We start from the raw sequence: 19,911 nt of genomic DNA, 5'->3' as shown, positions 1-19,911 counted from the left end.
TCAGGCGCGGACCGGCCCCCGGCCTTCCCGGCCCCCGGCGTCCACTAAGATCATCCGGAGGATGACCCCCTGTCCGGACCGGCACATCACAAGTTCCTCACATGCCACGGGAACTTTCCGCGGAACCATCCGTACGGGTAGTCTTATTCGAACTCAACTCTCGCCCCTCACGCGGCAGTTCGAGCAGATCGCCGCCCTGGGCATCCCCTTGCACCTCCTTGGCGGCCTCTTGCCCCGAAACCCCCTGAGGGCCGGTGGGATTGGGCCACTATGGCGGGCGTTACGCCCTATCCCAATGCAAGGGACCCCAGATGAGATTGACCGACATATCGCTGAACTGGCTGCTTCCGGGCGCCGTGCTGCTCCTGGGCATGCTGGCGGCGGTGGCGGTGCTCGCGCGCGGCAAGCGCTCCTCGGGGGAGAACACGAGTGCGGACGACTCGTGGGAGCGCAGCGAGGAGCGCCGCCGACGCAAGGAGGCGATCTACGGCACGGCCTCCTACGTCCTTCTGTTCTGCTGTGCGGCGGTCGCGGCCGCCCTCTCCTTCCACGGCCTCGTCGGCTTCGGGCAGCAGAACCTCGGCCTGAGCGGCGGCTGGGAGTACCTGGTGCCGTTCGGGCTGGACGGTGCGGCGATGTTCTGCTCCGTGCTCGCGGTGCGCGAGGCCAGCCACGGTGACGCGGCGCTCGGCTCCCGGATACTCGTGTGGACGTTCGCGGGCGCGGCGGCCTGGTTCAACTGGGTGCACGCGCCGCGGGGCGCCGGGCACGACGGCGCGCCGCAGTTCTTCTCCGGCATGTCGCTGTCGGCGGCCGTGCTGTTCGACCGCGCGCTGAAGCAGACCCGCCGGGCCGCGCTGCGCGAGCAGGGCCTGGTGCCGCGTCCGCTGCCGCAGATCCGGATAGTGCGCTGGCTGCGCGCCCCGCGCGAGACGTACAGCGCGTGGTCGCTGATGCTCCTGGAGGGCGTGCGCAGCCTGGACGAGGCGGTCGAGGAGGTCCGCGAGGACAAGCGGCAGAAGGAGGAGACGCGACTGCGCCGGCGCGACCAGCAGCGCGTGGAGCGTGCCCGGCTGAAGGCCATCAGCCGCGGCCAGCGCGGCCTCCCCGGCCGCGGCCTGGGCCGGCAGGTCGAGGTGCAGGCGGTGGAGCGCGGCTCCGGCCAGGCCACCGCGGAGCCTGCCATATCCGCGCCGGAACAACTGCCCGTGCGGTCCCGTCCCTCCCTCCAGCCGGTCCGCAAAGGGTCTGACCCGCTGGCGGTCGACCTGACCGCGGAGGACGACACGATGGCCCTGCCGCGCCTGGACTCCCTGGAGCGCAAGCTCAAGGACCTGGAGCAGCAGTTCGGCTGACCGCCGCTCACCCTCCCCCGAACAGGCGGGTGTTACGGGACGGGGGCGTGACCGCGCGGGTCACGCCCCCGTCCCGTTGTTCCCCGTCTGCTGCCGCCCGGTCTCGGCGTCGAGTTCGAACCACACCGACTTGCCGACCCCGTGCGCGTCGATGCCCCAGGCGTCCGCCAGGGACTGCACCAGCACCAGGCCCCGGCCGTGCGTGCCGTCGCCCGTGCCGGGCGGGCAGGGGCGCGGTCTGCGGGCCACGAAGTCCCGTACCTCCACGCGCAGTCCGGCCGGTCCGACGACGGCCGTGAGCACGGCCTCGCGGTCGGTGTGGACGAGCGCGTTGGTGACCAGTTCGCTGGTGAGCAGTTCGGCTATCTCCGAGCGGCCGGGCTTGCCCCAGTGCCGCAGCAGCCGGCGCAGTTCCCGGCGCGCCTCGGGCACCGCCCTGAGGTCCGCGCGCCCGAGCCTGCGCCTGAGCCGGGGCGGCTGCGCCCGTCCCGTGCCGTCGCCGGTGTCCTCTTCCCCCGTCGCCTTCGCCGAGAAGGCCCCGATGGCCGCGGGACCGCCTCCTCGCGCCTGCCTCTTCATGACCCCCGCCCGCACGATATCGGCCGCTGTCCCTTCTGCTCGAACACGTTCACGGGGATCCATGCCCAATGTGTCCCGGGGCACGCATGCCGTCCCGGCGACGGCCGGTTCTTCGGCCACGGACCCACCGGGACCGCACCGCGGCGGTGTCCGCCCCGCACGGGGGTCCCGGTACCGCCTCGCCCGTCACACGGCCGCCGTCAGTGCCGTACGACGTCACCGGCGGCCCGCGGCGGGCGGGGCGGACGCCTCCGCCACGTACGGTCGTCGTGCCGCCACCGGGGGTGAAAGTGGCCGGAAGACGCCGTTGCCGCGCCGGACCCGGCTCAGGGCCGGGGGACGTTGCGCAGGTTGGATCTGGCCATCTGGAGCATGCGGCCGACGCCGCCCTCCAGCACGATCTTCGACGCGGACAGCGCGAACCCGGTGACCATCTCCCTGCTGATCTTCGGCGGGATGGACAGCGCGTTGGGATCGGTGACGACGTCGACCAGCGCGGGCCCCTTGTGCCGGAAGGCGTCCTTCAGCGCGCCGGCGAGCTGCTTGGGCTTCTCCACCCGCACCCCGTGGGCGCCGCAGGCGCGGGCGACGGCGGCGAAGTCGGGGTTGGTGGCGTCGGTGCCGTACGAGGGCAGGCCCGCGACGAGCATCTCCAGCTCGACCATGCCGAGGGAGGAGTTGTTGAACACGACCACCTTCACGGGCAGGTCGTACTGCACGAGGGTGAGGAAGTCGCCCATCAGCATGGAGAATCCGCCGTCCCCGGACATCGACACCACCTGGCGGCGCCGGTCGGTGAACTGGGCGCCGATCGCCATGGGCAGGGCGTTGGCCATCGAGCCGTGCGAGAAGGAGCCGATCACCCGGCGGCGGCCGTTGGGCGTGAGGTAGCGGGCCGCCCACACGTTGCACATGCCGGTGTCGACGGTGAACACCGCGTCGTCGTCGGCCATCTCGTCCAGCACGGCCGCGACGTACTCGGGGTGGATCGGAACGTGCTTGTCGACCTTGCGGGTGTACGCCTTGACCACGCCCTCCAGCGCGTCGGCGTGCTTCTTCAGCATCCTGTCGAGGAAGCGCCGGCCGGTCTTCTCCCGCACTCGCGGGATCAGGCAGCGCAGCGTCTCGCGGACGTCGCCCCACACCGCGAGGTCGAGCCGGGAGCGCCGGCCGAGCACCTCGGGCCGGATGTCGACCTGGGCGATCCGCACGTCGTCCGGGAGGAAGGCGTTGTACGGGAAGTCGGTGCCGAGCAGGATCAGCAGGTCGCACTCGTGGGTGGCCTCGTAGGCGGCGCCGTAACCGAGCAGGCCGCTCATCCCGACGTCATAGGGATTGTCGTACTGAATGTGCTCCTTGCCGCGCAGGGCGTGCGCCACCGGGGATTTGATCCGCCCGGCGAACTCCATCACCTCGGCGTGCGCGCCGGCCGTGCCGCTGCCGCAGAACAGGGTCACCGTGCCGGCCGCGTCGATCATCTCGACGAGCCGGTCGATCTCGGCGTCGCCGGGCCGGACGGTGGGCCGGGAGGTGACCAGGGCGCTGTGCGGGACGCCGGCCGGGGCGGGCTCCCCGGCGATGTCACCGGGCAGGGACACCACGCTCACCCCGCGCCGGCCGACCGCGTGCTGGATGGCCGTCTGCAGCAGCCGGGGCATCTGCCGGGGGCTGGAGATCAGCTCGCAGTAGTGGCTGCACTCCTGGAACAGCCGGTCGGGGTGGGTCTCCTGGAAGTAGCCGAGGCCGATCTCGCCGGAGGGGATGTGCGAGGCGAGGGCGAGCACCGGGGCCATGGAGCGGTGGGCGTCGTACAGCCCGTTGATCAGGTGCAGGTTGCCGGGGCCGCAGGAGCCGGCGCAGGCCGCCAGCCGCCCGGTGACCTGCGCCTCGGCGCCGGCCGCGAAGGCGGCGCTCTCCTCGTGCCGGACGTGGACCCAGTCGATGCCGGAGGTGCGCCGCACCGCGTCGACGACCGGGTTGAGGCTGTCCCCGACCACGCCGTACAGGCGGCGGACACCGGCGCGGACGAGGAGGTCGACGAACTGCTCGGCGACGTTCTGCTTGGCCATGGTGATCGTGGGCCCCTTCGGTCCGCGCGGCCCCCCTGCTCCGTCCCTGTGCCGTCGCCTCCCATCCATCCACAGGGCGCGCGCTCACGCCTCCCAGACGGCGGCCGCCGTACGGTCGTCGGAGTAGCCCTTGACCCGCACCTGGGTGTCCGCCAGGAACTCGGCGAGGCCCGGCGGAGCGCCGTCGGACCAGCGCCGGGCCAGGTAGGCGCAGAGGGCGGGCTCGCCGCGCAGCGGATCGGCCAGGCCGCTGGAACACATCACCAGGACATCACCCGGGCGGGCTACCGAGGCGCGGAAGCGGAAGGGGTCGCGGGGCGGCTGCGGTGCGGGCTCGTAGGGGCTCGGCGGGGTGGGGATGCCGAAGTCCATGGTGAGCCGGTCGCCCTCGGGGGTCTCGGCCGGCGGCGAACCGAAGCCGACGACCGGTTCGCCGGTGGTGCCGGCGCTGCTGACCTGCGGCTCTATGTCCTGCCAGGCGCCGTCCCTGAGCCGGAACAGCCCTCCGTCCCCGACGCCGAAGAACACCCGCGTACGGCAGTCCGGGTGGGCGGGCAGCAGCAGGCAGCGCAGCCCGGCCGCGTAGTCCGCGGGGTCGATACCCCGTTCGGCGGCGCCGGCCCGGAGCCTGCCGAGGCTGCGGTCGGTCAGCCGGTGCAGCCCCGACTTCAGGTCGCCGCGCCGGGCCGCCCGGATGTCCTCGGCGAGCCGCCGGTGGCTGCGGCCCACCGCCCGCCCGATCCACCGGCACACCTCGGCCGCCGCCAGGTGGGCGTCCGGCGTGGCCCGAGCCCCGGTCGCCATCGCGACCAGCAGCAGCGCCTGGTCCCCGGTGCCGAACCGCGCGGTCAGCAGCGCGTCGCGGCGCGGCTCGCCCCGGTAGCGCGCCGAATCGCCGCGCAGCGACACCGCCCGCAGCGTGCTCGCGCCGTACCGGGCGCCGTCCAGGACGGTGTCGGCGACCAGTTCTCCCAGCGCGTCCGGGTCGGCGGCCGGGAGCGCGGTGGGCTCGGCGTCGTAGGTGGGCGGCCCGGAGCCGAGGTAGGCGACGGAGGACGCGGGCGGCGGCGGTGGGGCGGAGTCCGGGGCGGGCGCTCCGCGGTGCCGGCGCGGCCGGGCGGCGTCGTCGCGGGGCTCCGGTGCCGGGGACGCGGGCGCCGGGGCCTGTTGCGGCGGCCGGGCCGGCTGCGGCGGTTCCGGCGGGGCGGTGGCGGCGCCCGGCGCGCTCACCGGGGGCGCGGCGGGCATCGGAGGGCCGGGCGGGAGCGGTGGGACGGCGCCGGACGCCCTGGGGTCCGGCTGCGCCGCGGGCGGGGCGGCGGGCTCCGGTGCCGGTGCCGGGGCCGCGGGGGGCGGCGCCGGGGGCTCCGGGGCGGGTTCGGCGGGCTCGGTGTCCCACGGCCAGCCCGTCGGGTCGGACCCGGTGTCCTCCCGCCGCCCGGCGGGCGCCGCGCGGTCCGGCGGCGGGGAGGACCCGGGAACCGGGGGTCCGGGAGCCGGGGCTTCGAAGGCCGGGGCTTCGGAAGTCGGGGGGCCGGAAGTCGCGGGTTCGGAAGTCGGAGGTCCGGAAGTCGGGGGTTGGGGGGGTGGTGGGGGCTCCCAGGGGGTCTCCCGGCGGGCCGGTGGGTCGCCCGGGGCCGGGGCGCCGCGCTGGGCGGGAACCGCGGGCACCGCGGGCTCCGACGGCGCCGGCGGCGGCTGCGGCTGCGGCTGCGGCTGCGGCTGCGGGGCGGAACTCACCGCCCGCCGGGGCGTCGTGCGCTCCCCCGGCCCCGGGTCCCGCGCCGCGGCCTGCCGCCCCGTCACCGCGTTCCGCGCCGAGGCGAAGCGGTCGTCCAGCGAGTCGGGCGCGGTCGTGGCGCCGGTGTCCTCGGTGGTCTGGTCGTAGAGCTGTCCCCACCAGTCGTCCTCGCGACGGGCGGGCCTACCCCCCTGCTGGTCCATGTTCCTGATTGTCCACCGCCGGGGCCGGATGAAAACGGGGCATCGGGAAAATCCCGCGGGTCGGCCCTCACCGGACGGCGTGTCAGGTGGCGGGGTGAACCGGCGTCCGAGGCGGGAGAGATGAGGCCGCCGGACGGTTCCACCCCCCACGGGAGAACCGTCCGGCGACACCCGAGTGACCCGGCCCCGGATCCCCGTTCCACGCGTGTGCGCGCGTGCGGTCCCGGGTCACTGTCCGCGCGACCGGGCCCTGGGGCACCGGCCGGGTCGGTCGCCGTGCGGCCCGCCGTCCTGGACGGCGGTCGTGCGGCGGGCGAGCGGTGGCCCGCGCGCACGGTGATCACCGCTGCGGTGACGCCACCTTGGCAGAGTGACCACCGGTACGGCGATGATGTCCCGCGGCGGGTTTACGCCGTGGCCGGTTCCCGCCACGGCGGGCCGCCGCGGTGGCGGGCCGGCGGTGGCCCGCCCAGGGGAGGAACGAAGGCCGATGCTGGCAGCGATAGGGCTGGACGAGACGCACGAGTCGGCGTACCGGGCGCTGGTGTCCCTGGGCGCCGCCGACGTGCCCGACCTGGCGCGGCGTCTGACGCTGCCCGAGCACGACACCGAGCGCGCCCTGCGCCGACTGGAGCGGCACGGCCTGGCGGCCCAGTCCTCGGCCCGCCCGGGCCGCTGGGTGGCGGCGCCGCCGGGCGTGGCGCTCGGCGCGCTGCTCACCCAGCAGCGGCACGAACTGGAGAAGGCGGAGCTGGCGGCGGCGCTGCTGGCCGAGGAGTACCGGTCGGTGGCCGCCGAGCCCGCCGTCCACGACCTGGTCGAGGTGGTGACCGGTGCCCCGGCGGTCAGCCAGCGCTTCCTCCAGCTCCAGCTCGGCGCGGCGGACGAGGTCTGCGCGCTGGTCACCGGCGACCCGGTCGTCGTCTCCGGCACGGACAACGACGCGGAGGAGCAGGCGGCCGGACGCGGGGTGCGCTACCGGGTGGTGGTGGAGCGGTCGGTGCTGGACCTGCCGGACGGCCTCACCGAGCTGACGGCGGCGCTGGGCCGGGGCGAGCGGGTGCGGGTGGTGGACCGGGTGCCGACCAAGCTGGTGGTGGCCGACCGCGCCCTGGCGATGGTCCCGCTGGCCTCGACGGCCACCGGTCCGGCCGCGCTGGTGGTGCACGCCAGCGGGCTGCTGGAGCTGCTGTCGGGGCTGTTCGAGTCGGTGTGGCGGCAGGCGCTGCCGCTGCGGCTGGGCCCGGCCGGGGTCGCCGAGCAGCGCCCCGACGGACCCGACGCCACCGACCTGGAGATCCTCTCCCTGCTGCTGGCCGGGCTGACGGACGCCAGCGTGGGCAAGCAGCTCGACCTGGGGCTGCGGACCGTGCAGCGGCGGGTGAAGCGGCTGATGGAGCTGACCGGGGCGACCACCCGGCTCCAGCTCGGCTGGCACGCCTACGAGAAGGCGTGGGTGGCCCGCGAGGACCGGTGAGGCGGTGCGCCGCCCGGCGCCGGTCTGCGCCCGTGGCCGTCCTCCGTCAGGCTGGGCAGATGGGAGCGTGGGAACTCCTGCCAGTCGCGGTGGTGCTCGTGCTCGGCCTGTGCGGGGTGCTGGTGCCCGGGGTGCCCGGGTCGTGGCTGGTGTGGGCCGCGGTGCTGTGGTGGGCGCTGGCGGACCGCGGGCCGGTGGCGTGGGGCGTGCTGGTGGGCGCCACCGCGGTGCTGCTGGTCGCGCAGGGGGTGCGCTGGGCGCTGCCGCACCGGCGGCTGCGGCGCGGCGCCGCCGGGCCGGGTCTGGCCGGGTGCGCCGGCGCGGGCGCCGTCGTCGGGTTCGTCCTGCTGCCGGTGCTCGGCGCGGTCCCCGGCTTCCTCGCCGGGATCTACCTGCACGAGCGGCTGCGGCTGGGCGGCCACGGCGCCGCGACGGCCGCGACGCGCACGGTGCTGCGCTCCGGCGGCTGGGGTGTGCTGGCCGAGCTGTTGGCCTGTCTGCTGGTCGTGGGCGCGTGGGTGGCCGCGGTGGTGCGGGGCTGAGGCTCAGCTCAGGGCGGCGAGGTCGACGGCGTCGGCGAGCCCGCGCATCCCGGCGTCGTTGAAGTGCAGGTGGTCGCCGGGGTCGTAGGCGGGCAGGACGCGCTGCGGCCGGGACGGGTCGCGGACGGCCGCGTCGAAGTCGGCGACGGCGTCGAAGGCGCCGCCGGTCCGGACGAACGCGTTGACCCGCTGCCGTACCGCCTCGCGGGCCCTGGTCCAGGCGCGGTGGCCGGCGTACGGCGTGGTCGTGGCGCCGACGACCCGGATGCCCCGGGCGTGCGCACGGGCGACGAGCGAGCGGTAGGCGGCCTCGAAGGCGCCGGGGTCGTCGGACGCCGGGGTGCCGTTGATGTCGTTGACGCCCTCCCAGACGATCAGCGTGCGCACCCGGGCCCGGTCCAGGGCGTCGGCGTCCAGCCGGGTCAGGGCGGCCGGGCCGGTGCCGTCGCGCAGCAGCCGGTTGCCCGCGACGCCGGCGTTGAGGACGCCGAGGCGGCGGGGGCGCAGCCGCTCGGCGAGCCGGTCGGGCCGGCGGTGGTCGGTGTCCGGGGTGGAGCCGGTGCCGTCGGTGAGGGAGTCGCCGAGCGCGACGACGCTGCCTGCGGCGCGGCCTCGGACGTCGACGCCGGTGACGTAGTACCAGTGGGCGGTGGTCGCCGTGTACGCGGAGCCGTCCTCGTCGGCGGCCCGCCCGGTGCCCTCGCGGGCCAGGTAGCTGGTCCGCAGGGCGGTGCGGTGGTAGGTGACGCGGCCGGAACCGGCCGGGGCGAGCACGGTGACGAGCAGCTCGGCGGCGTCCGGCACCACCAGCGGGACCGGGTCGGACAGCAGGTCCCGCCCGGCCGGGACGACGGCGGTGCGGGCGCCGCGGAAGGTGACGTGGCGCATGCTGCCGGGCACGGCGTCCGGGCCTGCCGCCCGCCGCAGCGCGACCGTGACCGCGGCGAGCGTCAGGGGCGCGCCGCCGAGCCGGTTGCCGAGCCGGACCCGTACGGCGGTGCCGCCCACGCTGAGCCGCACGACGTTGCGGACGGCGGTGCCGGGCAGTGCGGCCGCGGTGCCGGAGGGCGCGGTCTCCCGGCTGCCGGTCCACGCGCGCCGGGCGCCCGGCGCGGGCGCCGCGTGCCCGGCCGGCCCGGCGGGGCGGGCCCGGGCGGGTCCGGCGGGGCGGGCCCGGGCGGGTCCGGCCGCGGCGGGATCGGCGGCGGCCGGCAGCAGCGTCCCCGTCAGCGCCAGCACGAGTGCCGTGAGGACCCGTCCGCCCCTGGCCATGTGTGCCCGCCCTTCCGAGGGTCCGCCGCCGCGGTGTTCCGCCGGAGGTGAAGGTGCCACACCGGCCGGGCGCGCCGGGGCGAATCACCGGGCACGACACCCGCTCGGCCCAGCGGGGAACCGGCCCGGGGCACGGGGGCAGGATGCCGGCGATACCTCTAAGGAGCCTGTCCGGGAAGCGGGCCGGCGGGCAGGACGCCCTCCAGGGTCAGCAGGCGGATCTTCCGCTCCAGGCCGCCCGCGTAGCCGGTGAGCGAACCGTCGGCGCCGATGACCCGGTGGCAGGGGCGCACGATCAACAGCGGATTGGCGCCGATGGCGCCGCCGACGGCCCTGACGGCCGCCCGGGGCGCGCCGACGCGCGCGGCGATCGCCCCGTAGGTGGTGGTCGCGCCGTACGGGAGGGCGTCGAGCGCGGCCCAGACGCGCTCGCGGAACGCGGTGCCGCGGGTGCGCGACAGCAGCCGGAACTCCTTCAGGTCACCGGCGAAGTAGGCGGCCAGCTGCTCCTCGGCGGCCCGGAAGGGCCCGGGGTCGTGCACCCAGTCCTCGCGCACGGTCCGCCCGCCCTTCTGGCCGGGCACGGAGAGCGAGGTCAGCGCGCCGTCGGCGTCGGCGGTGAGCAGCATCGGCCCGACGGGTCCGGCCACCTCGGTCCAGTACGTGACGTCCATCAGGCGGCCGCCTCCCCCGCCGCGTCCAGGTGCCGTACGGCGTACGACCGCCAGGGCCGCCAGGCGTCGGGCAGCCGGGCACCGGGCGGGGCCACGTCGGGGTCGCCGAGGGCGCGGGCCCGGACGGTGGCGACGACGGCCGGGTCCAGGCCGGGCAGCGCCAGCAGGGCCTGCTGGGCGTCGTCCCGGTCGGCGCCGGGGTCCAGGCGCACGGTGCCGTCGGCGAGCGCGGCCGCGAGCGCGCCCAGCGGGCCGTGCGGTTCCGCCTCGGCGAGGACGGCGGGTTCCGGGAAGAGGTGGGTGAGGCTGCCGCGGGGCGCGTCGAGGGCCTTGCCGTAGCGGCGCACCAGCTCCGCCGCACCCTGCGGGCCGGCCAGCGCCCGTACGGCGGGTTCCAGCGGGTCGGCGGCGCCGGGCGAGCGCAGCCCGGGGCGGGCGGCGACCAGCGGGGCGAGCCTCGGGTGGGCGCCGAGCCGCTCGTCGATCGCGTACGGGTCGGCGTCCAGGTCGAACAGGCGCCGCAGCCGCTGCACGGCGGTGGTCAGGTCGCGCGGGTCGGTCAGGTGCAGCCGCGCGTCCAGCCAGCCGCCCGGGTGGGCGCCGCCGGCCGGGCGGGGGGTGCGGGTGCGCTCCTCGACGGCGACGAGGCCGGTGCCGTAGGGCAGCCGCAGGGTGCGCCGGTAGGTGCGGACACCGGGGGCGCCGGACACCTCCTCGACGCCCGGCACCGCCTCGCGCCGGAGCAGGTCGAAGACGACCGCCGCCTGGTAGGGCCCGCGGTGGGCGAGCCGCAGCGGGATGCCGGCGCCGGGGGTGGCCCGGCGGGCGTCCCGGCCCCGGGGCGCGGCGGCCCGCAGCGCGGTGGGCGTGGCGGCGTACACCGCCCGGATCGTGTCGTTGAACTGGCGGACGCTGGCGAACCCGGCCGCGAACGCGATCTCCGTGACCGGCAGGTCGGTGGTCTGGAGCAGCACCCGCGCGGTGTGCGCCCGCTGGGCCCGGGCGAGCGCCACCGGTCCGGCGCCCAGTTCGGCGGTGAGCTGCCGCTGCACCTGCCGGGCGCTGTAGCCGAGCCGCGCGGCGAGTCCGGCGACGCCCTCGCGGTCGACCACGCCGTCGCCGATCAGCCGCATGGCGCGGCCGACGACGTCCGCGCGGACGTTCCACTCCGCCGAGCCCGGCACCGCGTCCGGCCGGCACCGCCGGCAGGCCCGGAAGCCCGAGCCCTGCGCGGCGGCGGCGGTCGCGAAGAAGCGCACGTTGCGCCGTTTCGGGGTGACCGCCGGGCAGCTGGGCCGGCAGTAGATCCCGGTGGTCTCGACCGCGAAGAAGAACGCCCCGTCGAACCGCGCGTCCCGGCTGCGCACGGCCTCGTACCTGCTGTCGTCGTCCATCACGCCCTCCAGTGTGGGCGACGGCGGGACGCGCGGCTGGCGGAAATCGGACGCGGCACCGGTCACCGGGACCCGGGGCCGTCCCCGCGGCCGGCGCGCGCCCCCCGCACGGGGTCCGTCAGCGGGTGCGGCCCCGTTTCGCCTCCATCGCCGCCCGTCCCTCCGCTCCCCGGCGCTTCCAGTCCCGCTTGATCTCGGCCCGCAGCCGCGCGTCGGTCTTGGCCACGATCCACTGGTTCTCGCGCATCAGCTTGCGGTAGCTCTCCAGGCGCCGGGCCGGCAGCTCGCCGGCGTCCACGGCGGCCAGCACGGCGCAGCCGGGCTCGCTGTCGTGGGCGCAGTCGTGGAACCGGCAGCGCGCGGCCAGCTCCTCGATCTCGGCGAAGACCTGCCCGACCCCGCTCTCGGCGTCCCAGAGGCCGACGCCGCGCAGCCCGGGGGTGTCGATGAGCACGCCGCCGCAGGGCAGCGCGAGCAGGTTGCGGGTGGTCGTGGTGTGCCGGCCCTTGCCGTCGACGTCCCGGGCGGCGCGGACGTCCATGACGTCTTCGCCGAGCAGCGCGTTCGCCAGCGTGGACTTGCCCGCGCCGGACTGCCCGAGCAGCACGGAGGTGCCCGAGCCGACCAGAGCCACGAGCACGTCGAGTCCCTCGTCGCGCAGGGCGCTGACGGTGAGCACCGGCACCCCGGGCGCCGCCGTCTCGACGTCCTGGACGAGGTGGGACAGCGTCACGGGGTCGGGGACGAGGTCGGCCTTGGTGAGCACGACCACGGGCTGGGCCCCGGACTCCCAGGCCAGGGCCAGGAACCGCTCGACGCGGCCGAGGTCGAGTTCGACGGCGAGGGAGACGGCGACGACCGCGTGGTCGACGTTGGCGGCGAGGATCTGTCCCTCGGACCGCTTGGAGGAGGTGGACCGCACGAAGGCGGTGCGGCGCGGCAGGCAGGCGCGCACGTAGCGGGGGTTGCCGCCGGGTTCGACGGCGACCCAGTCACCGGTGCACACCACCCGCATCGGGTCGTGCGGGGTGACGAAGGCGGTGTCGGCCCGCAGGACGCCGCCCGCGGTGACGACGTCGCACTGGCCGCGGTCCACCCGGACCACGCGGCCGGGCAGCAGGCCCTGGGTGTCGTACGGGGCGAACGCCTCGGCCCAGGCCGCGTCCCAGCCGTAGGGAGCGAGCGCCGCGGCGACGGCGGACGGAGCCTGGGACGGGGAGGTGGAGGCGGACGGCGAGGTGGAGGGGAGCGGTGAAGCGGAGCTGGAAGTCAAGGGAGACCCTTCACAGGGTGACCCCGGCAGGACGCGCCGGTGCGGCGCGATCGCTGGATGTGTCAGCCGGCGGTCACGGAGGTGGACTTGATGAGTTCCTGGATTCGGGCAGCGCCCAGCACAGTGACAGCCATCGGTCACACCTCCTTCAGCACACTCGTACCGCACGACCGCGGTCCCCGGCCGTTCGGGAGAACTCTAGCCGGGCCGCCCCACGGCCCGTCAACGCCTTTTCCGCGGGTCCCGCGTCAGCCCGTCACGCAGGTCTCGCCGTTGAGCGTGAAGGCGCCGGGCGCGGAGTTGCGGCCGGTCCAGGACGCGAGGAAGCCGAAGGTCAGGGTGGTGTGGGCGGCGACGGACCGGTTGTAGTCGGCGGCGTCGGCGGTGACCCGTGAGCCGTGCTGGCCGACCGTCGCGTCCCACATCTGGCTGACCCGCTGGCCGTCGCGGAAGGACCAGGCGACCCGCCAGCCGCTCAGGGCCCGGGCGGTGGTGACGGTGACGGTGGCCTGGAAGCCGTCGGGCCACTGGTTGACGAGGTCGTAGGCGACCCGGCAGCCGGCGGCGCGGGCCGTGGCGGAGGTGGTGCCCTGGGGTTCGGGGTCGGGGGCCTGCCGGGCGGGCGTGGTGGCCGGACGCGTGCCGGCGGCGGTGGTCCTGGCGGTGGACGGGGAGGCGGGCGCGGAGGGCGAGGCGGACGCGGAGGCGGACGCGGAGGCGGAAGCGGAGGCGGAAGCGGAGGGGAGGCGGTCGGCCGACGGGGGCAGCGAGGGGCCGCGGCCGGCGACGGGCCGGCGGTCGTCGGGGGCGGCCGCGTCGTCGTCGGAGCCGCCGAACGGCATCATCGACACGCCGAGCGCCAGCGCCGACAGCAGCACGGCGGCGGCCAGCAGGCCGTTGCGCAGCACGGTGTTCCTCGGCGCGCCGTCCTTCGGTTCGCCGCCGTCGGGCTCCGCGCCGGGCGGGCGGCCGGCGCCGAGGCGCACCTCGGCGGCGCGGCGGCGGCGTTCCAGGTAGGCGAGGCCGCCCCAGCCGATCACCCCGCCGGCCAGCGCCGCGGGCAGGCCGCCGCCGTGCAGCCGCAGACAGGCGGCCGCCTCGGCGCACCCCACACAGGTGGCGAGGTGCCGGGAGAGGTCGGCCGGGGTGTCGGCGGCGGGCGAGCGGGTGACGGCGTCCAGCAGGCGCGCGTAGCTGCGGCACTGCGCGTCCATCGGGGAGTCCAGGTGGGCGCGGTGGCAGCGGTCCCGGAACAGGCCGCGTACCTGGTCGAGTTCGGCGGCGGCGGTGGCCGGGTCGAGGCCCAGGCGGCGGGCCACGACGGGCAGCGGGAGCGCCTCCACCTCGGCCAGCCACAGCAGCGAGGCGTCGGATTCCTGCATGTCCCGCAGTCCGCGCAGCGCGACCGGGCGTTGCAGGGGCGGGCCGGTGTAGCGGGCGGCGCTGCCGGAGTTGAGCCAGAGCCGGAGGTCGGGGTCGAGGCGGTGGCCCCGGCCGTCGGCCTCCCAGCCGGCGGCCGTGGTGCGGACGGCGGTGAGCAGCAGGGGGATCACCGGCAGCCGGGCGGCGCGGCGTCCGGTGCCGCGCACGGGCGCCTGGGCGGCGCGGACCTCGCGCATGCCGAGGGCGAACGCGTCCGAGGCGAGCTGATGGGCCGTCAGGGAGCCGGAGGTGCACAGGTCGGCGTAGGAGAGCACCGCGTCCCAGCACTCGGAGAACAGCGCTGCCTCGGCGGCGTCCTGAGGGGTCGGCAGGTCGGGCATGGGACTCCTGCATCCACGAGCGAGGTCAACTCACCACAGGAAAAGGGGAGTTGGGCGGAACCATCGCGGCAGGGCCCGAGCCTTTCACGTCGCCGACACAACTGACAAGCGCCTCACTCGATTCCGCTTACCGAGCGTGGCGCGGCCGTGACGGCAGGGGTCACGCCTGCGCCGGTGCCTGCTCCTGTTCCGGTGCCTGCTCCTGCTCCGCGAGGCTGTCCATGAAGGAGCTGACGGAGAAGACCGCGCGGCCGGGGCCGGGCGGGCCGTAGCCGGGCGGCGAGGAGAGCCCGAAGTCGTCCATCGTCGCGCGGTAGGCCTCCAGGAGCCGGATGTGGTACTCCAGCGGGGCGCCCTGCGGGTTGACCTTGCCCAGCGGGGTCGTGGGCTCCGGGCACCAGGTGGTGAAGCGGGGCGTGATGCCGTGCGACATGAAGAAGCGCAGGCCCTCGGTGGTGGAGGCGATGGCCTCGTCGACCGTGGTGAAGCCGAACGGCTCGGCCATCTCCACACCCGCCACGAAGTTCGGGATCACGTTGCGGGCGCCGAAGATCTCCGCCGAGTCGAGGATCCGCTTGTGCCACTCGTCGCGGCCGACGTAACGCTCCTTGCCGGGGCAGTACAGCTCGAACAGGCGCCGGTCCCACACCTCGAAGTTGGGGTGGTAGATCTGCACCCCGTAGTCCTTGAAGCGCTGGACGTCGTCCTTGGGCAGCGCCTGGGCGACGACCTTGCCGATCCAGCGGCCCGGGAAGCGCTCCTCGATGGCCTTGGCGTAGTGGCCGTAGAAATCGGCCTCGTCCCGCCCGGCGACCGTCCTGGTGATCGCGCCGCCGGTGAGCGTGTAGGCGGTGGACGCCCTGGCGGTGTCGTACCGGTCGATGATCTCCAGGGCCTCGAGGACCTCCTCGACGTCCTTGACCCCGGTGTACGGCCGCCCGGCCGCCTTGTGCTGGCGCCAGTTGTGGTTGATGTCGCAGTACTGGCACTCCTCCTTGGCGCCGAAGTACTGGCAGACCCGGAAGACGGTCAGGTAGATCAGGTAGCCCCACTGGATGGTGGGGGCCACCTCCATCACGGACTTCCCGTTGGAGAGGGTGTGCCGGTAGTACTCGGGCATCGGCGGCACACCGACGTCGGCGATGCGCCGGCCGTCGAGGTAGAGGCCGAGCATCCCGTCCTCGTCCGCGGCCACCCGGTAGGGCGAGGCCGGGTTCACCCGGACGGAGACGACGGTCCGCCGCAGGTCGTGGGGGCCGCCGGTGAGGACGATCTCCTCGGGCGGGCGCCGCAGCGCGGCCTCGCCCAGCTCCGGCAGGGTGCCGTGGTCGAAGGAGAAGATGAAGTACGACTTCGGCTTGACGTCCCCGCCCTCGTTGTCGCTCAGGGCGGACTTGTCGAAGGCGACACCGCCCCTGAGCAGGTCCTCCTTGAAAACGGCTTCCCGCGGAACGTGCGGGAACCGCTCCATCAGATCCTCGACCAGCGCGGTGCGGCTGCCCATCCGTAATCTCCTCCCGGCTCAGGCGTTCGACTCCTCACGGTATGCCCCCGCCCGTCCGCCGACCGTGCCGGGTCCCCTCTCGGCGGGCGATGTGCGCCGGTACGGGCGTGCCCGCGGGCAGCAGCGGGTCGGCCTCGGGGGCGCCCCAGGTGCTGACCAGCGGCAGCACACCGGCCCACAGCCCCAGCGCGGCGTCGGGTCCGTCGCCGTCGTCGGGCGCGCCGGTGCGGATCTTGACGGAGGCCTCTTCGAGGGAGAGGGCGAGCAGGGTGGTGGCGGCGAGTTCCTTGCGGCTCGGCGACCGGGCGTACGACCACTGGCCGGGCGTGACGTGCTCGGTGAGCCTGCGCAGACCCGCCAGCTTCTCCCCGGGGTCGGTGACCCGGCGGGCCTCGCCGTGGATGACGGCACTGCGGTAGTTCACCCCGTGCTCGAACACCGAGCGGGCCAGGACCAGGCCGTCGACGTGGGTGACGGTGACGCACACCGGCACCCCGCCGGCCAGGCTGCGGCTGGCCACGGAGCCGTGGAGGTACAGCTGCCGCTCGTCCCGCCCGTACACCGTCGGCACGACCAGCGGCCGGCCCTCGACGACCACCCCGAGGTGACAGAGGAACCCGGCGTCCAGGATCGCGTCCAGGTCGGCCCGTTCCAGGCTGCCCTGCTCGCCCAGGCGGCGGTGACGGGTGAGGCCGGTGCGGGGCAGCTCGGGCGGCAGGGGTGGCTGAGGCGTCGTGGTCATGAGCGCGCAGACTACTGATATCGCAAGCTCGGCACCATGACATTGCCGATATCGGCGCTCCAGAGCAGGTTGGCAACGGTATTCGCACCACCCGGGCCGGCCGGTGCGGGTGCCGGTCAGGCCGTGTGCTCCAGGGCGCTCTCGTCGATCCGGTGGTGCAGCGCGTCGCCCGCCACCAGCCGCTCGGCCTCCTCCGCCACCGCCGCCCCGAGCCGTGCCACCTCGTTGCCCTGGGAGCCGGCGAGGTGCGGGGTGACGAAGGCGTTGGACAGCTCGAACAGGGGTGACCCGGCGGGCAGCGGCTCGGGGTCGGTGACGTCGAGGACGGCGGTGAGCCGCCCGGTGCGCAGTTCGGCCGTCAGGGCGTCGTGGTCGACCAGCGCGCCCCGGGCGGTGTTGATCAGGACCGAGCCGGTGGGCATCAGGGCGAGTTCGCGGGCGCCCAGCAGGTGGCGGGTCGCCGGGGTCAGCGGGGCGTGCAGGGTGACGACGTCGCTGGTGCGCAGCACCTCGTCCAGCGGCCGCACGGGCACGCCGAGCCGGGCGGCCTCCGCCTCGTCGACGTACGGGTCGGCGAGGGTGACCCTCAGGTCGTGGGGGCGCAGCAGTTCGAGCAGCCGGCGGCCGACCTGGGAGGCGCCGACGACACCGACGCGGCGGCCGTGGTTGCCGATGCCGGGCAGGACGTCGCCGTAGGGGAAGGAGCGCCGGGCGCGCAGCAGGTCGCGGAGGGCGAAGACGTCCTTGCCGGTGAGCAGGATCATCGCCAGCGTGTACTCGGCCACGGGCCGGGCGTTGGCGGCGGCGGCCGAGGAGACGGTGATGCCCCGCCGCCAGACCTCGGAGGTGGTGAAGCCCTTGACCGAGCCGGCCGAGTGCAGCACGGCGCGCAGCGCGGGCGCCGCGTCCAGGGCGGCCGCGTCCAGGCGGGGGCAGCCCCAGCCGGTGACGAGGACCTCGGTGCGGGCGAGGGTGGCGCGCAGCCCGGGGTCGTGGAGGTCGTGCGCCACCAGGTCCGGGTCGATGTCCAGGCACGCGCGCAGCCGGGCGAGCACCGCCGGCGGGAAGACGTGCGGCACGTTCTCGGCCGTCATCGCGAACAGCGCCTGCGGGCGGTCGGGCAAGGAAGGGCCTTCCGGCTCGGTGACGGACGGCCTCCGCGCGGTGCGGGCAGAAACCGGTGTCTACGGTAGGTCGCGGCGGACGAGGGGGTCAACGGCGCCCACCCGTACCGGTGATGGACGGCTCCGCGCCCGGCGCACGCACCTGCGGACCGCCGGCGGCCACGGGCGCCGCGACGGGCGTCCGGGCACCCGCACGCCCGCGCGCCCGGCTTCGTCGACCCCCTTCCCTCACTCCTTGTCGAACGCGGACGGCAGCCCATAGCCTGGCGCCGCGCCGGCGCCGGCGCCGTTGCCCCGGCCCGGGCGCCCGGCGGCAGGGGGAGGGGCAGCGTTCCGTGAAGCGCACGTCACGCGACATCCGTACCGCGAACCGGTACGAGGTGCTGCGCCAGATCATCGCGGAGTCCCCCACCTCCCGGCAGGAGTTGGCGGCCGCCACCGGACTGAGCCTGGCGACGGTCGCCACGCTGGTCGGTGAGCTGCTGGACCTGCGGATGATCACCGAGGTCGGCTTCGAGGACTCGGCCGGCGGCCGCCCGCGCGGCCTCGTCGCCGTCAACGCCTCCGGCGGCGCGCTCATCGGGGTGGACATCGCGGAGACCTACGTCCATGTCGAGCTGTTCGACCTGGCGCTGACCCCGCTCGCCCGCGCCGACGCCGGCATGCGCCCCGGCGAGAGCCGCCCCGAGCAGGTGGCCGCCCGGGTCGCCGCCGCCGTCGACCGCGTGGTCGCGCGGGCCGGGGCGGCGGCGGCTCGGGTGCTGGGGGTGGGGGTGAGCGTGCCGGGACAGGTGGACCGGAACACCGGCAGGGCGCAGTACGCGCCCAACTGGGACTGGCACGACGTGCCGCTGCGCGACCTGCTCGCCGGGCACCTCGGTCATCCGCTGTACCTGGACAACCCGTTGCGCGCCTGCACGGTGGCCGAGCTGTGGTTCGGGGCCGCCCGGGGCCGCGGGGACGCGGTGGTGGTGAACCTGGGCACCGGGGTGGGCGCCGGTCTGGCGCTCGGCGGCGGGCTGCACCGGGGCGTCAGCAACAGCGCCGGCGAGTGGGGCCACACCACGCTCGTCCTGGACGGGCGGCCGTGCCACTGCGGCAACCACGGGTGCGTGGAGACGTACGTCGGCGCCCCCGGCATCATGCGCAACCTGAGTGAACTCAGCCCGGGAACCCCGCTGCTGCACCCGGAGGACCAGACGGCCACGGTGGACGCGCTGGCCCGCGGGGTCGCCGCGGGCGACCCGGTGGCCGTCGAGGTCGTCCGGGAGACCGCCCGTTACCTCGGCGCGGGCATCTCCGACCTGGTCAACCTGCTCAACCCCGAGGTGGTGGTGCTCAGCAGCTGGGTCGCCGCCCGGCTCGGCGAGCCGCTGCTGGCGGAGGTGCGCGCGGCCGTCGCCCGGTACGCGCTGCGGCGCCCGCTGGCCGCCACCGAGATCGTGCTGTCCCCGATCCCCACCGACCCGGTGTCCCTGGGCGCGGCGACCTTCGCGCTGGAGGGCGCGCTGCGCTCGGTCGGGCAGCGCGCCGGGGGCCACCGCTCGGCTTCCTAGTAACCTCGGGCGCGTCTGCACAGACACCAGCAAGGGCAGGGGGTCCGTCATGGGCAGGGCCGGGCTCACGACCGACCGGGTGGTCAGGGCCGCCGCCGACCTCGCCGACGAGGTGGGGTTCGAGAACGTCACGCTGTCGGCGCTGGCCCGCCGGTTCGGCGTGAAGGACGCCAGCCTCTACTCGCACGTCAGGAACGCCCAGGACCTGCGGACCCGGCTCGCGCTGTTCGCGGGCGCCGAGCTGGTGGACCGGATCGCGGCGGCCGTGGCCGGGCGGGCCGGGAAGGACGCGCTGGCCGCCTTCGCCGGGGCGTACCGGGAGTACGCCCTGGAGCGGCCGGGCCGGTACGCGGCCACCCAGATCCGCCTCGACCAGGCGCTGATCGCCGACTCCCCCGCCCTGCGCCGCACCGCCGACGTCACCTACGGCATGCTGCGCGCCTACGGCCTCGACGAGCCCGACCTCACCGACGCCGTACGCCTGCTGCGCAGCACCTTCCACGGCTACTGCGCCCTGGAGTCGGCCGGCGGGTTCGGCGCCTCCCGCGATGTGCGGACCTCCTGGGAGCGGGCGATCGACGCCCTGCACGTCACCCTCGTCAACTGGCCGCGCGAGAGCGAGCGGTGAGGACGCAGGCGGTGG

The 19,911-nt window shown here is 75.7% G+C and carries 16 protein-coding genes; 5 read left to right on the top strand and 11 right to left on the bottom strand.

Going from position 1 to position 19,911, the window contains the following annotated elements:
• The first annotated feature begins 311 nt into the window (after nt 1-311).
• Complete coding sequence (locus ACZ6CZ_RS09920; RefSeq protein WP_469017335.1) at nt 312-1,355, top strand: DUF2637 domain-containing protein; 1,044 nt, start codon at nt 312-314, stop codon at nt 1,353-1,355.
• Nucleotides 1,356-1,415: 60 nt separating this feature from the next.
• Here ACZ6CZ_RS09920 and ACZ6CZ_RS09915 read toward each other — a convergent pair whose 3' ends face one another.
• From ACZ6CZ_RS09915 to ACZ6CZ_RS09905, 3 genes are all read right to left on the bottom strand, one after another.
• On the bottom strand, nt 1,416-1,934 hold the full coding sequence (locus tag ACZ6CZ_RS09915; RefSeq protein WP_469017332.1) for an ATP-binding protein: 519 nt from the start codon (nt 1,932-1,934) through the stop codon (nt 1,416-1,418).
• Nucleotides 1,935-2,260: 326 nt separating this feature from the next.
• Nucleotides 2,261-4,003 carry a pyruvate dehydrogenase gene (locus tag ACZ6CZ_RS09910; protein ID WP_469017329.1) on the bottom strand — a complete coding sequence of 581 codons (1,743 nt, stop codon included), beginning with the start codon at nt 4,001-4,003 and terminating at the stop codon, nt 2,261-2,263.
• Nucleotides 4,004-4,087: 84 nt separating this feature from the next.
• Nucleotides 4,088-5,947 (bottom strand): protein phosphatase 2C domain-containing protein, encoded by a 1,860-nt coding sequence (locus ACZ6CZ_RS09905; RefSeq protein ID WP_469017326.1) that lies wholly within the window; start codon nt 5,945-5,947, stop codon nt 4,088-4,090.
• A gap of 490 nt (nt 5,948-6,437) precedes the next feature.
• Between ACZ6CZ_RS09905 and ACZ6CZ_RS09900 the strand changes: the two genes are divergently transcribed.
• Both ACZ6CZ_RS09900 and ACZ6CZ_RS09895 read left to right on the top strand, forming a co-directional pair.
• On the top strand, nt 6,438-7,424 hold the full coding sequence (locus tag ACZ6CZ_RS09900; protein ID WP_469017323.1) for a helix-turn-helix domain-containing protein: 987 nt from the start codon (nt 6,438-6,440) through the stop codon (nt 7,422-7,424).
• 59 nt (nt 7,425-7,483) lie between these two features.
• Nucleotides 7,484-7,966 (top strand): DUF456 domain-containing protein, encoded by a 483-nt coding sequence (locus ACZ6CZ_RS09895; RefSeq protein ID WP_469017321.1) that lies wholly within the window; start codon nt 7,484-7,486, stop codon nt 7,964-7,966.
• A gap of 3 nt (nt 7,967-7,969) precedes the next feature.
• On the opposite strand, the gene ACZ6CZ_RS09890 is transcribed toward ACZ6CZ_RS09895, so the two are convergent.
• The 8 genes from ACZ6CZ_RS09890 to ACZ6CZ_RS09855 form a co-directional block, all read right to left on the bottom strand.
• Nucleotides 7,970-9,238, bottom strand: coding sequence for an SGNH/GDSL hydrolase family protein (locus tag ACZ6CZ_RS09890; RefSeq protein ID WP_469017319.1), 1,269 nt, complete (start codon nt 9,236-9,238; stop codon nt 7,970-7,972).
• Between the two features lie 158 nt (nt 9,239-9,396).
• Nucleotides 9,397-9,912 carry a methylated-DNA--[protein]-cysteine S-methyltransferase gene (locus tag ACZ6CZ_RS09885; protein WP_469017316.1) on the bottom strand — a complete coding sequence of 172 codons (516 nt, stop codon included), beginning with the start codon at nt 9,910-9,912 and terminating at the stop codon, nt 9,397-9,399.
• A complete protein-coding gene (locus tag ACZ6CZ_RS09880; RefSeq protein ID WP_469017314.1) occupies nt 9,912-11,306 on the bottom strand; it encodes a bifunctional transcriptional activator/DNA repair enzyme AdaA in 1,395 nt (464 codons plus the stop codon). Before ACZ6CZ_RS09880 ends, ACZ6CZ_RS09885 begins: the two co-directional genes overlap by 1 nt.
• 118 nt (nt 11,307-11,424) lie before the next feature.
• Nucleotides 11,425-12,579, bottom strand: coding sequence for a ribosome small subunit-dependent GTPase A (gene rsgA / locus ACZ6CZ_RS09875; RefSeq protein ID WP_469017312.1), 1,155 nt, complete (start codon nt 12,577-12,579; stop codon nt 11,425-11,427).
• A gap of 248 nt (nt 12,580-12,827) precedes the next feature.
• On the bottom strand, nt 12,828-14,342 hold the full coding sequence (locus ACZ6CZ_RS09870) for a cellulose binding domain-containing protein (RefSeq protein ID WP_469017309.1): 1,515 nt from the start codon (nt 14,340-14,342) through the stop codon (nt 12,828-12,830).
• Nucleotides 14,343-14,502: 160 nt separating this feature from the next.
• A complete protein-coding gene (locus ACZ6CZ_RS09865; RefSeq protein ID WP_469017307.1) occupies nt 14,503-15,846 on the bottom strand; it encodes a radical SAM protein in 1,344 nt (447 codons plus the stop codon).
• A 34-nt stretch (nt 15,847-15,880) separates the two neighbouring features.
• Nucleotides 15,881-16,588, bottom strand: coding sequence for a pyridoxamine 5'-phosphate oxidase family protein (locus tag ACZ6CZ_RS09860; RefSeq protein WP_469017304.1), 708 nt, complete (start codon nt 16,586-16,588; stop codon nt 15,881-15,883).
• Nucleotides 16,589-16,704: 116 nt separating this feature from the next.
• Nucleotides 16,705-17,712: a hydroxyacid dehydrogenase gene (locus ACZ6CZ_RS09855; RefSeq protein ID WP_469017301.1), complete on the bottom strand. Its 1,008-nt coding sequence runs from the start codon at nt 17,710-17,712 to the stop codon at nt 16,705-16,707.
• A 335-nt stretch (nt 17,713-18,047) separates the two neighbouring features.
• On the opposite strand from ACZ6CZ_RS09855, the gene ACZ6CZ_RS09850 reads away from it, so the two are divergent.
• On the top strand, nt 18,048-19,268 hold the full coding sequence (locus ACZ6CZ_RS09850) for an ROK family transcriptional regulator (protein ID WP_469017298.1): 1,221 nt from the start codon (nt 18,048-18,050) through the stop codon (nt 19,266-19,268).
• Between the two features lie 49 nt (nt 19,269-19,317).
• Entirely contained in the window at nt 19,318-19,896 is a 579-nt protein-coding gene (locus ACZ6CZ_RS09845; protein WP_469017296.1) for a TetR/AcrR family transcriptional regulator, read from the top strand.
• Nucleotides 19,897-19,911 lie beyond the last annotated feature (15 nt).

It is taken from the genome of Streptomyces sp. NPDC041135 (assembly GCF_055592085.1).
Note: the sequence above shows the minus strand (reverse complement) of the source record. Positions and strands in the feature narration are given on the sequence as shown.